Below are 14,188 nucleotides of genomic sequence, written 5' to 3'. Positions count from 1 at the left end.
CCCAGTATTACGGCGTAATTAATGTCCCCGCGGTGCCTGCCAGTACCGACTCGATATCTTGCAGAGCACCGATATGTGCCACCTTGCCGCTACGCTGGACAAAGCGGCTGACCGCCATGATTTTTGGCCCCATCGAACCATCGGCTACCGCCATCGGGGCCAGCTCTTGGGTGGTGGCCGAGCGAATGGCTTTTTGCTGCGGCGTGCCCCAGTGCTGATACACCGCATCCGCATCGGTGAGGATCACCAGGTGATCGGCATCCAGGGCTTCGGCCAGTAATGCAGAGGCCAGATCCTTGTCGATCACCGCTTCGCTGCCGATCATTCCCTGTGCGCTGGCCACCATCGGAACGCCGCCACCGCCGTTGCAAATCACGATGTGGTTTTTCGCCAACAGCAGATTGATCGCTTCAATATCGACGATCTTTTTCGGTTCAGGGGAAGGCACCACCCGGCGCAGGTATTTCCCATCCAGCTTCATGCTCCAGCCATACTTTTGTTCCAGCTCGGCTTGCTGCTGTGGCTCATAAACCGGCCCGATAAATTTGCTGGGTTCCCGATACGCCGGATCTTCGCTGTCTACCAAGACGCGAGTCAGCAACGTGGATACCGGCTGAGCAGGATGGAACGCCCCAAGCTGCTGGGCCAACATATAGCCGATCATGCCCTGGCTTTCCGCCACCAGAATATCGAGCGGATAAGGAGGAACATCGCGATAGGCCAGGTTTTGCAGCGCCAGCAACCCTACCTGCGGGCCGTTACCGTGCACGATGGCGATGCGGTATTTCTTGGCCAGCTTGCCAATGGCATCGGCAATTAGCGCAATGCTCTGGTACTGATTCTCTGCAGATAACACCGCGCCACGCTTTAACAGGGCGTTGCCCCCCAAGGCAATAACTAACGTTTCCATTCGGATATCCATTTTTTAAGTAATAACAGCCCATACCGAACGACACTTGGTATGGTTTTGCGCTGATGAATTAATAAAGACGATTGATAACCATGACGCCCAGTAAAACGCCCAATAGCGTGTCCGCACCGGAAAAATGGCCGGTTGCCAACATGTCGTTGATGGCCGCGGGTAATTCTTGGGGCCTGAGTAAGGCATGTGCCAGAAGTTGTACCGGGGTGGAGAAGATCCCCTGCTCGGCAAACTGCAAATAGTGGACGCTGACCAGGGTGGTCAGCTGGTTTAAAGGTTGGCTGGCGGCAAAAAAGGACGGCAACCTTGCGACATCCACGCGGCTATCGAGATGAGCCGCCAGCAACATGCCCAGCACTGTGTCATCATTGCTTGGCGTCAAGCCAGGGCCTTTGCCAAGCACGAGGCTCCAGTCTACTTTCTGCCCCAACAACCAGGCGGTAAAGTGCTGCTGTAGCTCGCGAATTTCCAGGCAATGCGGTTGATCAACGAGGCTATCCAGGCGGCCAAACAGGCCGGTCTGGGCATCAACATCGGCGATCGCGGTAGCCAATGGCGGCAACGCAATTTCTCCGCTCACCTTCAGGCAGAGATCCAAACACCTCCCCTGGCGGTAGATGGCAATGTCCTCAAGCTCAATCCCCGTCGCTGAAAGCTGGCAATGCTGGGCTGCAGGCAGGCTGTCAAAGATTTCGTCGAAGTCGTCGTCGCCAATTTCCCAGCCCATCGGGCTAAGCCCACGTCCTTCACGGTGCAGCGTCAGTAACCGATCGTTGGGCGAGAGAAAGTTGATGGCATTGTTGAAACGCCCCACACAGCGTAACGGACCGTAATCTTGCGTGGCATAGCGGCTGATGGCTAACGCGGTGATGTCCATAACTTGCTCCCTAGCCCGGAGTTACCTCCGGGCGAACCGGTTGTTACGCGCTGATGCCCAGCTTTTCTGCCAGCGCTTCGATGGCTTTTTCAAAGCAGCCTAATGGAGCACGCACGGTACCAGCACCAATCTGCCCAACCCCGGCTTCACGGTGGGCAATCCCGGTGTTGATCAACGGCGTAATACCGGTTTCCACCACCCGACGGGCATCCAGCCCCAAGCAGGCGCCTTGGAAGTCCCAGGTTGGGATTTGCAGCATCATGTTGCGTTCCAGGTAAATCTCGGCCATCTCTTCGGAGATATCGGTCGCGGCACTCATGCCACCGGCAGCACCGACAAAGCGGGTCACGCCTGGTGCAGCGACCATGGCCGCGCCGCCAATGCCGAAGGTCTCGGTAATGGCGCTATCGCCAATATCCGGGTTGGCGTCGGCCTGGCTATAGCCGGAGAAGAACAGGCCTTCCGGCGTATTGACCGGCGCGGTAAACCACTGGTCGCCCATGCCGCTGATCTTGACGCCAAAGTTTTTGCCGTTACGGGTCATCACCGTCACGATGGTGCCTTGTTTAATCTCGGCCCCGGCATCCATGGCCGCCTTGCAATAGGCCATCGCCAGGTTGAGGAAGAACTGATCGGTGATGCTGAGGAATTGCATGACCTTGGCCAGTTCAACGTTGTCCCGCTCAAGCAGGCTGATTTTCGGGGCCAGCAGACGCATCAGCAGCGCCGACGCTGCGATATTACGCTGGTGGAACTCGTCCCCCATGGTGATGGCCTGAGCCATGACGGCGGTGAGGTCAATCCCCTCATCGAAGGTGGCCAGCACTTCTTTCAGTACCGGTGCCAGTGAGTCACGCATCCAGCGCAGGCGCACCTGCACGTCTGGCCCATAGGCACCAAAGCGCATCACCTTACCGATCCCTTCGTTCAGGTTGCAGTAGGCATGGTTGCCATGAACGGTGTTTTTTACCACCACCAGCGGCATATGCGCCGAGGTGATCCCCCCCATCGGGCCAACGGCACTGACGTTATGGCAAGGGATAAACTCAATCTCACCGTTCTCCAGCAGCGCCAGCGCCTGTTGCTCGCTGTCAGCCCATTGCTCAAACAGGCAGGCCCCAATGCAGGCACCGCGTACCGGGCCGCTCATTTCCGCCCAGGTGACCGGCGGCCCGGCATGCAGCAGTTTTCTCCCCTGCGCCAACTGCGGGATCAGGTTTTTCGCTAAATCAACATCCTGCCAATGTGGGCGGGCTTCACGGATCCTGGCGATAACGGCAGCGTTTGCTTGTTCAATAGTTGCGGTCATATCAATCCCTTACTTTAAATTTTTCAGTATGTTAGCCAATCGTTGATTACCACCGGCCACCGGGGCCCATTGGTAATGCACCACTGAAATTTCGTTGGTTTGCAGATCGTCGGCAAAGCTACGCAAGCCTGCATTGATCACGGAAACACCGGCCAGCATGGCGGGTGCGGGTTCGTTAGTACCCAGCGCAGGAGGGGCAATTAACTGGCAGGCCAGCGCTACCGCTTCAGGCAGCGAATTCATCACGGCAATGCCCGCCTCGTTGAGCGTGGCAATCTGTTTGGAACGCTGCTGGGGATCTTGTTCGGTGCCTGTCACCGTGGCGATAACTGCCAGCGGATGGGCCGTACCACGCTGTTCGCGTACGCGTTTGACTTCGGTAGCCAAAGAATCTGCGGGATCTTCCTGGGCGCCATAGCCAATCACCACATCCAGCAGCAACACGCCAATCTGCGGCTGCTGAGCAAGGCGAGCGATTTCCTGATTACGGGTAGATGGGTCGATCATCGGGTGCGGTTTACCCTGGGTGTAGAAATCGTCCCCCATATCGATAATGCGGTGTCCATCGGCGTTGAGCATCGAGCCATGCTGGTGCTTGCTGTCAGCCTCCACGCCCAACCGATCGGCCAGCAACATGGCGCATTCCGCCGCCAGCGTGCCACCGGCATACAGACCGGAGATTTTGCCACCGCATACCGCAGGTTGCTGTGCGGCCATTTGCTGCACGTTTGCCAACATCGCTGCCAGGCGGGCGGCTTCATCCAACGTCGCGGCAAAGGTGATGTTATCTTCCTGCTTCAGTGCGTTCTTGGCACCAAGGAACAACGCGACAACCGGCTTGCCAAGGGTCTTCATCTCATTGATAACCCGTTGGCGTACCGCTTCGGCCGGAGGCTTGGAGACAAACGCCAACACCTGGCTTTGCGGATCGGCCGCCAACATACGCAGTGCGCTGATAGCGCTGATGCCACCGATTTCGGCGGTTAAATCACGCCCACCCAAGCCAATGGCGTGAGAGACACCCTGCCCGGCCAGGGTAATTTGTGAGGTCAGCTCCTGGATACCCGTTCCCGAAGCGCCAATGATGCCGATCATGCCTTTAGGAGCGACGTTGGCAAAGGCCAGCGGTGCCCCGGCAATATTGGCCGTGCCGCAGTCTGGCCCCATCACGATCAGGCCCTTGTCACGCGCCTTGGTTTTTAGCGCCACTTCCTGCTCAACGCTGACGTTGTCGGAAAACATCATCACGTTGCAGCCATCGTCCAGTGCCTGATCGGCCAGTTGCGCGGCATATTCCCCGGCAATGGAGATCAGCACCATATTGGCATCCGGCAGCTTCTGCCGCGCCATGCGCCAACTGCGTGCCTTGAGCAGGCGTTTCCCCCCCTGCTGCCCCTGGGCGATGGCTTTCAACGCCAGGTCTAACGCTTCACCGATCTGTGCGTTGATGCTGTCATCGGCAGATTCCGCCTTGATCGCCACGCAAATATCATTGGGAGTCGCTTCACTAAATTGCGGATGCCAGAAGCCGGTCGCTTCAAGTAAGGATTTATTGGCCGGCGTCCCCATCATGACCGATATTTCTTCGACGTTGGGTGATTCACTGAGCTTACGGGAAATTAGCATCAGGCTGACGGAATCCTGAAAGCTCCCTTTTTTTATAAAAGCATGGATCATAGTGATATCCTTAAAACAGCATGTGAACTTCGCAATGGGCGTTCTCAGATATTTTTAGTCACCTAGTTATTTCAAACCCCATATTCTTATTGGCCAAGCTACAAATAAAACCCGTTGACGAAGGTGAGTCTCATCACACTTTGCCCATTGTTAGAAAAAATCATCAAGTCCGGCGGGGATTAATTGAATTCAATCGTCAGAAAGACGGCGCTTTGTTAAAAATAATCTAACAATGGTAATGCCATTCAACGAAAATTTAAGCCAATAAAATAATAGCCGTCTGGATCACATTATTACAGCCCCAGGTTTATACAGTAGGCGTTAGAGATAGTTTAAATAAACCGTAGTAATGAAAGGACTGTCTATGAAAGTCTCTAAGCAGCAACTGCATCAACTGATTCAAAATAAAATTCATTCTGCAGGCCTAAGCCAGGAACACGCCGGGATTGTCGCGGACGTTTTGGTCCATGCGGATGCGCGCGGGATCCATTCCCACGGCGCGGTGAGGGTAGAATATTATTCTGAACGCATCAGCAAAGGCGGCACCAATAACAACCCGCATTTCACCTTTGAAAAAACCGGCCCTTGCAGCGCAGTTTTTGATGGCGACAACGGTGCCGGGCACGTCGCGGCCAAACTGAGTATGGATCGCGCCATCGAAATGGCGAAAGAGAACGGCGTAGCGGTGGTAGGCGTTCGCCGCATCGGCCACAGTGGTGCGCTGTCTTACTTTGTGCAACAGGCCGCCCATGCGGGCATGATTGGCATCTCAGTGTGTCAGTCGGATCCGATGGTCGTCCCTTATGGCGGCGCAGAGGTCTATTACGGCACCAATCCCATCGCTTTCTCGGCACCGGCCGAAGGCGACGACATCATGACCTTCGATATGGCCACCACGGTTCAGGCCTGGGGCAAGGTGCTGGACGCCCGCTCACGCAACGTGCCAATCCCGGATACCTGGGCGGTAGATAGCGAAGGCAATAACACCACCGATCCTTTCGCCGTCAGCGGACTGTTGCCTATCGCCGGGCCAAAAGGTTACGGCCTGATGATGATGGTCGATATTCTATCCGGCGTGTTGCTTGGCCTGCCGTTCGGTAAACACGTCAGCTCGATGTATCACGATTTAAGCGCAGGCCGGGAGTTGGGCCAGCTGCATATCGTACTCAACCCAAGCTATTTCACCAATGAAGTGACCTTCCGCAAACATATCAGCCAGGTAATGAGAGAACTGAACGAAATCAAACCGGCACCTGGCGTGAAACAAGTGCTCTATCCTGGCCAGGGTAGCCATATGCGTGAAATAGAAAATGAAAAGAATGGCATCGATATTGTTGACGACATTTATCAATATCTGATTTCTGACGATATTTACCAGCGTTCCTACGACCATAAAGATCCGTTTGCCAGTTAATCGTCAGATTAATTAAATCAGGCGGAGAAAAGCTATTTTCACCGCCATTTTCCTTATCAACCCTCCCGACAAAGCTGAATTGGCGCATGTCTCAGGGACGTTACAAGCAGGCAGATAAATATGAAGAATTTCCAACAAGAAATTAGTGAAACTTCTGGCTGGTTATCCAAGATCGGGGCAGATCCCAGCGGTGGCATGACGCGCTTGCTGTATACCCCTGAGTGGGTGGAAGCCCAACGGGCGCTGAAGCAGGCTTTTGAAACCGCCGGTCTGACAACCTCTTTTGATGCCGTCGGCAATTTATCCGGCCGCCTGCAGGGCAGCAAATATCCCGATCAGGTGATCCTTTCTGGCTCGCATATCGATACGGTCGTCAACGGCGGCAACCTTGATGGTCAGTTTGGCATCGAAGCCGCCTATCTGGCGATCAAACATCTGAAAGAGACCTACGGCGCGCCGTTGCGCACGCTGGAAGTCATCTCGCTGGCCGAGGAGGAAGGCAGCCGTTTCCCTTACGTTTTCTGGGGCAGTAAAAACATTATCGGCTCCGCTCGCCCGGAAGAAGTCAAAAGCATCTGTGATGCCAAAGGCGTGAATTTCGTTGACGCCATGCATAGCGCAGGCTTTGACTTCCGCCCGCAAGACCAGCCGCTGCGCAAAGATATCGCCGCCTTCGTTGAACTGCATATCGAGCAGGGCAAAGTGTTGGAGACCGAAGGAAAAACCATTGGTGTGGTCACCAGTATCGTCGGCCAGCGCCGCTACGATATCAAACTCAAGGGCGAGGCCAACCACGCGGGCACCACGCCGATGGGCTACCGTAAGGACACCGTTTATGCCTTCAGCCGGATCTGCTGCGAATCCATCGCCAAGGCCAAAGCGGAAGGCGACCCGCTGGTGCTGACCTTTGGCAAGGTCGAGCCCAAGCCTAACACCGTCAACGTCGTGCCTGGTTTCACTCATTTCACCCTGGATTGCCGCCACACCGACAAAGCGACGCTGCTGCGTTTTACCCAAGAAATCGAAGCCGATATTCAGCGCATCTGTGCCGAAATGGGCATTGAGGTCGAGATCGACCTGTGGATGGATGAAACGCCGATCCCAATGGACAAACAGCTGCTGGCCTGCGTCAGCCATCTGTGTGAAAGCCATAAGATGAACTACCGCATGATCCACAGCGGTGCAGGTCACGACTCACAGATTTTTGCCCCACACGTGCCGACGGTGATGATGTTTGTGCCAAGCATTGCCGGTATCAGCCATAACCCGGCGGAAAAAACCGAACTGTCCGATCTGGCCGAAGGGGTGAAAATTCTGGCGCATACCTTATATCAACTGGCCTATACCGAGCAGGGAGCCCGCCTATGAGCAACAGCAAAACCGCCTCCAACACCGGGTTTGATCCGCTGTACTGGAAAAAAATCGTGGTGGTCCTGTGCCTGGGCTGGGCGGTGATCTGGATTTACCGCACGGTGCTGACACCGATCTTCCCTGAGATCCAGGCGACCATCGGCTCGCATTCCAACGCCGAGATGGGCCTGATCGCCAGCTTCTACTTCTTTGCCTATACCGGGATGCAGATCCCGGCCGGGATCCTGGTGGATAAGTTCGGCAAAAAGGTGGTGCTGATCCCAGGCTTTTGCCTGTTCATCATCGCCACCTTGCTGATCGGCAACGCCACCAGCCTGACTATGATCTACGCCGGTAGCCTGCTGGCCGGCATGGGCTGTGGCTCTTACTATGGCTCGGCTTACTCGCTGTCATCAGAAAACATTCCGTTGGAACGCCGTGGTTTAGCCACCGCCATTATCAACAGCGGTTCTGCGCTGGGGATGGCCATTGGCCTGATCGCCTCCAGCCTGCTGGTGAAAAGCATGGGGATGGACTGGCAAATCATGCTGTTTATCATCACCGGCCTGCTGGTGGTAATGACGGTAGTGTTCTTCCTGGTGATCAAGGGGGGCTCCTACACCGCTTCTCTGGCCGCCAGCCCGGCGGCCTCTGCGGCCACGCCAGTGGAAGAGACCGAAGAAGCCAGCGGGTTGTTCAGCCTGCGGATGATTTCCGCCTACGTGATGTATTTCGCCACCTGCTATGGCTACTACATGATCGTGACCTGGCTACCTTCCTTCCTGCAACAGGAACGGGGGTTCGAAGGCGTGGCCATCGGCTTCTCTGCCGCACTGGTGGCCTTTGCCTCCGTGCCCGGGGCGCTGTTCTTCAGCCGTATGTCTGACCGTTTCCGCGCCAAGAAAGTGCAGTTGATCATCTTCTTGCAAATCTGTGCCGCCGTGACGCTGGTCTGCACCGTGATCTCACCGGACTCCACTACCCTGCTGGTCAGCCTGATCCTTTACGGCCTGCTCGGCAAGCTGGCGGTGGATCCGATCATGATCTCCTTCGTGGCAGATAACGCTCCGAAGAAAGGCTACGGCACCAGCTTTGGCGTGTTTAACTTTTTCGGCATGTCCTCTTCGGTGATTGCTCCATTCCTCACCGGGGTGATCTCCGACAGCACCGGCTCCAAGGTGATGGGCTTCTATATCTCGGCCGCCATCCTGCTGATCGGCACCGTGATCTTCTTTACTGTCAACGTATTGATGAAACAGAAAAACAATCGCCAAACGGCGGCACAAGCATAATTTTTGTTGTAGGGCTGCGGCCCTGACTAATCAGGAGAATTAACGTGGGTTATATCAATAATCAGATTGGCTATCCAAAAGATATCCTGGCTTCGCGCTCCATTATCAAACGCGACAACTATGCCGTGATCCCACCCGATGGCCTGGTGCGTAACATCATTCCTGGCTTCGAGAATTGCGACGTCACCATTCTTGCCACCCCGAAACTGGGCGCCACTTTTGTCGATTATCTGGTGACGCTGCATGATGGCGGCCGTAACCAGCAAGGCTTTGGCGGTGAGAATATTGAAACCTTGGTCTACGTTATCGAAGGTAACATCACCGCGTCAGCCGACAGCACCGATTATCCACTCACCACCGGCGGCTATCTGTATTGTCCTGCCGGCGTGATGCTGCGCCTGGAGAATACCAACGGCGGCAAGCCAAGCCAGCTGTTCCTCTACAAACGTGTCTACAACCGTATCAAGGGCTATGAAGCCCATGTGGTGAGCAACAACGTCAACAAGCTGGAAAGAATTCACTATGAAGGGATGAGCGATGTGATCCTGCAAGATCTGCTGCCTAAGGATCTGGGGTTCGATATGAACATCCACATTCTTTCCTTCAAACCAGGTGCCAGCCATGGCTACATCGAGACCCACGTGCAGGAACATGGGGCATATATTCTCAGCGGTGCTGGGGTGTATAACCTGGATAACGAGTGGATCCCGGTCAAGAAAGGGGATTACATCTTTATGGCTGCCTACGTTCCGCAAGCCGGTTATGCGGTGGGCCAGGAAGAGTTTAGCTATATCTACTCGAAAGACTGCAACCGCGACGTCGATTTCTAACCCCGCTTCAAGGCCACGTTGAGTTTCGCGTGGCCTATTTGATTGAATCAGAGTCTTATTGTTCATTCAGCAATCAATCTTCCCAACACCGGGTCACCTATTACTCATCCCACTTTTAATATCACCACCATAACATTATCCTCTTCACCATTAGGCAATAAAAAAACCATACCCATCTGCCAATGAAATAGATCACCACATAGGCAGAGAGAGCATGGTTTTTTATCAATCGGAGCGACTATCAGTAACCGATATTCTATCGGCTATTATTTATTAACCAGTTTTGCCGGAACGCTATAGGTCAGTATTGCCCCCAGTATCATCATACTGGATAGCACACACATCGCGACCAGATTACTTTCCGTAGTATTTTTAAAGTAACCAATAATATAAGGAGAAATAAAGCCCCCTATATTGGCAATCGAGTTAATTAACGCTATCCCAGCGGCAGCGCAGGTACCGGTAAAGATAGCATTTGGCAAACTCCAGAAAAGGGGCGAAGGCACCAGGCTGGAGGCGACGGCAATACATAATGCCACCATTACGATGACTTTATTATCTGGGAACAGGCCGATAAAGATCAACGAAACCGCAGCAATACAGAAAGGAACAATAATATGCCAACGCCTTTCTCGATGTTTGTCAGAGCTGCGCGCAGCCATTAGCATAGCGACAACGGCCAGCATATACGGCAGCATGGTCAGCAAACCGATATCCAACACCGAGCTTACCCCCGTATCACGGATCATGGTTGGCACCCAGAAGGCCAATCCCCCTTGCCCCATCACCGTGCAGAAACAGATCAACCACATTTTCGTGAAGGCGGAAGACTTCAGCATGGTCTTCATTGTCCACTCCTGTGCAGTACCATCAGCACCCACTTTTTTCGATGTTCCCTGCGCCATATCTTGAGTGATCATCTCTTTTTCTTGTGGACTGAGCCACTTAGCACTCTGATAGGTATTATCCAGGAAGAAGAAAATGACGACCGCAATCAGTAATGCACGCGGCCCACTGATAAAGAATAACCATTGCCAACCGGACAGCTCAAACATGCCATTCATGTTTTCAATAATCCAACCGCAAAGTGGCCCACCAATGATGTTACTTACCGGTATCCCGCAAACAAACAACGCCGTCATTTTTGCCCGCTGGCTTGAAGGGAACCACAGTGTCAGATAGAGGATCACCCCCGGATAAAAGCCGGCTTCGGCTAACCCCAGCAGGAATCGTGCCAGATAAAACTGTGTGGGATTGGTAATAAAAATACTCAGCATTGAGATCGTGCCCCATACCAACATCAACAGGGCAATGACCTTCCGCGCACCATACTTACTCAGTAAGATATTACTGGGTACACCGGCGATAATATAACCAATAAAAAATACGCCGGCACCGAGGCCATAAACCGCCTCCGCCATCGACACATTACCTTGCAGAATATCCGGCATCATTTGGAACTTTGAAAATGATATCCCCACGCGATCAAGATAACCGACGATATAGCTAATCAGTAATATCGGCATAATTCGCCAGGCTATTTTACGGTAGAGTTTAGCCTTGTCGGGACTGGCCAGAATAGCTTGATCAATCGCAGCATTATTGGTCGCCATATCGGATCTCCTTGGTTGGCATCCTGCTATTTCAGATTTTATTTCACTGTCATTGGATTAACTCGCCCTGGTTATTAAAGACAGGGCGGTGGGAATTTAAACAATATTGATTAATTGCTGTATTATAAATGCTAACGTGGTTTTACCTTATCCCACGGAATACTATTCTCAACCAACACCGCCAGCAGCACACCAACCAACAGGCCATTGCTGAATAGCGGCCTGATGGTGATCGGTACCCCCTGCCAGAAGGAGGAAGGCATACTCATCAGGAATACGCCCAAAAACAGCGGTAGCGCCAGCCGATAAATGTTGCGGCTATTCAATTCGATCTTGTTGATAAACAGCACCGAGGAGAACAGCAGAGGCAGATAAGAGGCCAACATAACGGCACTGCTGACCGTGAGCGGAATACTGCAAAAAAATTGCGCTAGCGGCGTCAACATCCCCACCAACAGGAATACCACGCTGCCAATAATAAACGAGCGCTGGCTGCTGTCTTGTGTCTGGGTCAGCAGGCCAATGGAAGAGACAAAAGGCGAGAAAGGCACCACGCCCAGTGGAGCAGCCAGGCAAGTCAGTCCGCCTGAAACCATAAAGCTACGCCGGAACAGGCTTCTGCCCGCCGGGCCGTCCGCATAAAAAATATCGGTGCCGCGAATGGCGGCAAAGTTATTCGACACGTTGACCAAACCGGTCAGGACGGCGCTGATCACAATTCCCCCATGTAATTCCTGCGGCCACCCGAGTGGGAACAGCACCCAATCGCTGCCCGTGATAGGCGTTCCGGTAGGTGCAAACCACCAGCTGTAAACGCCCCAGCCAACCAGGGTGCCGATTAACAGCGCATATTTGCCGATCGCCCGCGGTAAAAAGGCAATAATGGCGATAATCAGCAGCAACACCGTCAACGCCCAGTAAAAGGCCGGGTAGTTAATGGTCACGACGCCGGTATAAACGCCAAAAGGTAACCCCAGCATCCCTTTCATAAAGATGGTGATTAACTGCGCCCCCAGCAAAAACATAAACGTAGCCATCACCGCCGGACGGAACAGGCGTGCCAGGTGAAACCCCAAGCCGCTAACCCCAATCAGGATGGTCAAAATGCCAGAGATCAGGATCCCCACCGCAAGGCTGCCACCAATTTCTGGCAGCGGCGTGCCGTTGGCCGCTTCCGCCAGGGTCAGAGTTAAAATGGTCACCCACCATAACCCCGTTGGCCCTTCCATAATGGCTCGCCGATGGCCCAAAAACACCTGCGCCAGGCAGGCCAGCGCCGTTGAGATAAAGGTATATTGGGTAATACAAAAGGTCACGCCGGCGGAGAGGTTAAATGCCGATTGCAGGGTCGGCGGGATCACCACCGTATTGCAGAAAATGAAAAAGAACCACTGCAAGCCCGATAACCAACTGCTACGACTGGCACATAACCCGTTCATGGGTGCTTCCTTCATATCCAATATCTCATCATTCATGCGCCCGCCCGGTGACGGGCGCTGATTAACATCTGTTATTGCTGATGTTTAAGCACAAATTTACCGATCGGACGAACGCCAAAGCCCGCCTTGATATCGTAAATCACTTCGCCACGCAGGAGGGTTTTGGCCACCCGGGCGTTGATTTTCCGCCCCACATACGGGCTGACCTTATGGCGATACTCGAGATCGCCGCTAGCCAGTACGTAGCTACTGTTGGGTTGAATGAACACCAGATCGGCATCTTTCCCTACAGCAATGCGCCCCTTATGCTTCAAACCAAAAATATCGGCGGCGTTGGTCGCCATCAATTTGGCAAACACCGGCAGTGACATGCCCCTTTTCTGCACCGCTTCATCGAACATGATATCGACGCAGTTTTGTATCCCGGCGATCCCGCCCCAGGCCTGCATGATATTGCCCGCTTTCATATCCGGTGGGCATGGCGAGTGGTCGGACACCAGGCAGTCTATCTCACCGTTAAACAGCTTATCCCACAGCCCTTTTTGGTTCTGCGCATCGCGGATCGGCGGTGAACACTTGGCCAGGGTGCCAATTTCCTCAAACTGGTCGGTATCCAGCACGAAGTAGTGCGGGCAGGACTCACAGGTGACCTGTTGCCCTTCCAGACGAGCGCGAGTCACTTCTGCCACCCCTTCCGGGCTACTGACGTGGCAAATATGCAAGCGGCAACCCGCGACCTTGGCCAGATACAGCACCCGGCGGATCGCTTCAACTTCGGTAAATACCGGGCGAGAGGCAACATAATCGTGTGCCGTTACGCGTCCTTCCGCCTTGGCCTCTTCCCCCAACGCATCGCAAATCAGGGCGTTTTCGGCGTGTACCGCCACCAACTGATCCAGCTTGGCCAAGGTCTGCAAACCTTTGAAGTATTCAAAGTCGTTCACGTCGCGGAAGTCATTGCTGACGCTGCGATCGCCACAGGTCGCTACAAAGCATTTATAGGCCACCACGCCAATCTCATCGAGTTCATGCAGCCGATCCAGATTGTAGGAAACCAGGCCACCAAACTGGGCCGCATCGATGGTGAGCTTGCCTTCTGCGGCCGAGAACTTCATTTCTATCGAGGCTCTGTCCACCGTGGCTGGCAGCTGGTTGAGCGGCATTTCGACCATGGTGGTGATACCACCCTTGGCCGCAGCACGCGTACCGGTTTCATACCCTTCCCAATGGGTACGGCCCGGTTCGGACATATGCGCATGGGCGTCGATCATGCCCGGTGCCACCACCATTCCGCTGGCATCAATCTCCGTTTTAGCGCCGGTAAGACCATTGCCGATGGCAGCAATCTTACCTTCTTTAACCGCGATATCGGTAATGATGGCATCATGTTCTAAAACAACCTTACCGTTCTTGATAATTAAATCGTATGACATAATCATGCTCCTTCGTGAAATTAAAGTATCAT

11 protein-coding genes are annotated in these 14,188 nt (G+C 53.9%); 4 read left to right on the top strand and 7 right to left on the bottom strand.

Annotated features, from left to right (window positions below):
* Positions 1-7: 7 nt before the first annotated feature.
* The 4 genes from KGP16_RS06535 to KGP16_RS06520 form a co-directional block, all read right to left on the bottom strand.
* On the bottom strand, positions 8-910 hold the full coding sequence (locus tag KGP16_RS06535; RefSeq protein ID WP_021805424.1) for a carbamate kinase: 903 nt from the start codon (positions 908-910) through the stop codon (positions 8-10).
* A gap of 70 nt (positions 911-980) precedes the next feature.
* A complete protein-coding gene (locus KGP16_RS06530; RefSeq protein WP_218519766.1) occupies positions 981-1,799 on the bottom strand; it encodes a DUF2877 domain-containing protein in 819 nt (272 codons plus the stop codon).
* 43 nt (positions 1,800-1,842) lie between these two features.
* Positions 1,843-3,108: a DUF1116 domain-containing protein gene (locus KGP16_RS06525; protein WP_223500989.1), complete on the bottom strand. Its 1,266-nt coding sequence runs from the start codon at positions 3,106-3,108 to the stop codon at positions 1,843-1,845.
* Between the two features lie 9 nt (positions 3,109-3,117).
* Complete coding sequence (locus KGP16_RS06520; protein ID WP_223500988.1) at positions 3,118-4,785, bottom strand: acyl-CoA synthetase FdrA; 1,668 nt, start codon at positions 4,783-4,785, stop codon at positions 3,118-3,120.
* Positions 4,786-5,149: 364 nt separating this feature from the next.
* Here KGP16_RS06520 and allD point away from each other — a divergent pair, with 364 nt between their 5' ends.
* The 4 genes from allD (at position 5,150) to allE (ending at position 9,671) form a co-directional block, all read left to right on the top strand.
* On the top strand, positions 5,150-6,199 hold the full coding sequence (gene allD, locus KGP16_RS06515) for an ureidoglycolate dehydrogenase (protein ID WP_021805428.1): 1,050 nt from the start codon (positions 5,150-5,152) through the stop codon (positions 6,197-6,199).
* Between the two features lie 120 nt (positions 6,200-6,319).
* A complete protein-coding gene (gene allC / locus KGP16_RS06510) occupies positions 6,320-7,567 on the top strand; it encodes an allantoate deiminase (RefSeq protein WP_021805429.1) in 1,248 nt (415 codons plus the stop codon).
* Complete coding sequence (locus KGP16_RS06505) at positions 7,564-8,841, top strand: MFS transporter (protein ID WP_059200049.1); 1,278 nt, start codon at positions 7,564-7,566, stop codon at positions 8,839-8,841. The genes allC and KGP16_RS06505 overlap by 4 nt, the downstream gene beginning before the upstream one ends.
* A 44-nt stretch (positions 8,842-8,885) precedes the next feature.
* Positions 8,886-9,671 carry a (S)-ureidoglycine aminohydrolase gene (allE, locus tag KGP16_RS06500; RefSeq protein ID WP_024486475.1) on the top strand — a complete coding sequence of 262 codons (786 nt, stop codon included), beginning with the start codon at positions 8,886-8,888 and terminating at the stop codon, positions 9,669-9,671.
* Positions 9,672-9,937: 266 nt separating this feature from the next.
* Here allE and KGP16_RS06495 read toward each other — a convergent pair whose 3' ends face one another.
* The 3 genes from KGP16_RS06495 to allB form a co-directional block, all read right to left on the bottom strand.
* Positions 9,938-11,284 (bottom strand): MFS transporter, encoded by a 1,347-nt coding sequence (locus tag KGP16_RS06495; RefSeq protein WP_021805432.1) that lies wholly within the window; start codon positions 11,282-11,284, stop codon positions 9,938-9,940.
* Positions 11,285-11,415: 131 nt separating this feature from the next.
* The gene (locus KGP16_RS06490) at positions 11,416-12,723 is read right to left on the bottom strand and encodes a uracil/xanthine transporter (protein ID WP_059200047.1); all 1,308 of its coding nucleotides are present in this window, start codon (positions 12,721-12,723) and stop codon (positions 11,416-11,418) included.
* 71 nt (positions 12,724-12,794) lie between these two features.
* Positions 12,795-14,156: an allantoinase AllB gene (gene allB, locus KGP16_RS06485; RefSeq protein WP_094981171.1), complete on the bottom strand. Its 1,362-nt coding sequence runs from the start codon at positions 14,154-14,156 to the stop codon at positions 12,795-12,797.
* Positions 14,157-14,188: the final 32 nt, after the last annotated feature.

The organism is Serratia sp. JSRIV006, assembly GCF_019968685.1.
Classification (GTDB): domain Bacteria; phylum Pseudomonadota; class Gammaproteobacteria; order Enterobacterales; family Enterobacteriaceae; genus Chania; species Chania fonticola_B.
The sequence above is the reverse complement of the archived record's forward strand: the minus strand, read 5'-3'. Positions and strand labels throughout refer to the sequence as shown.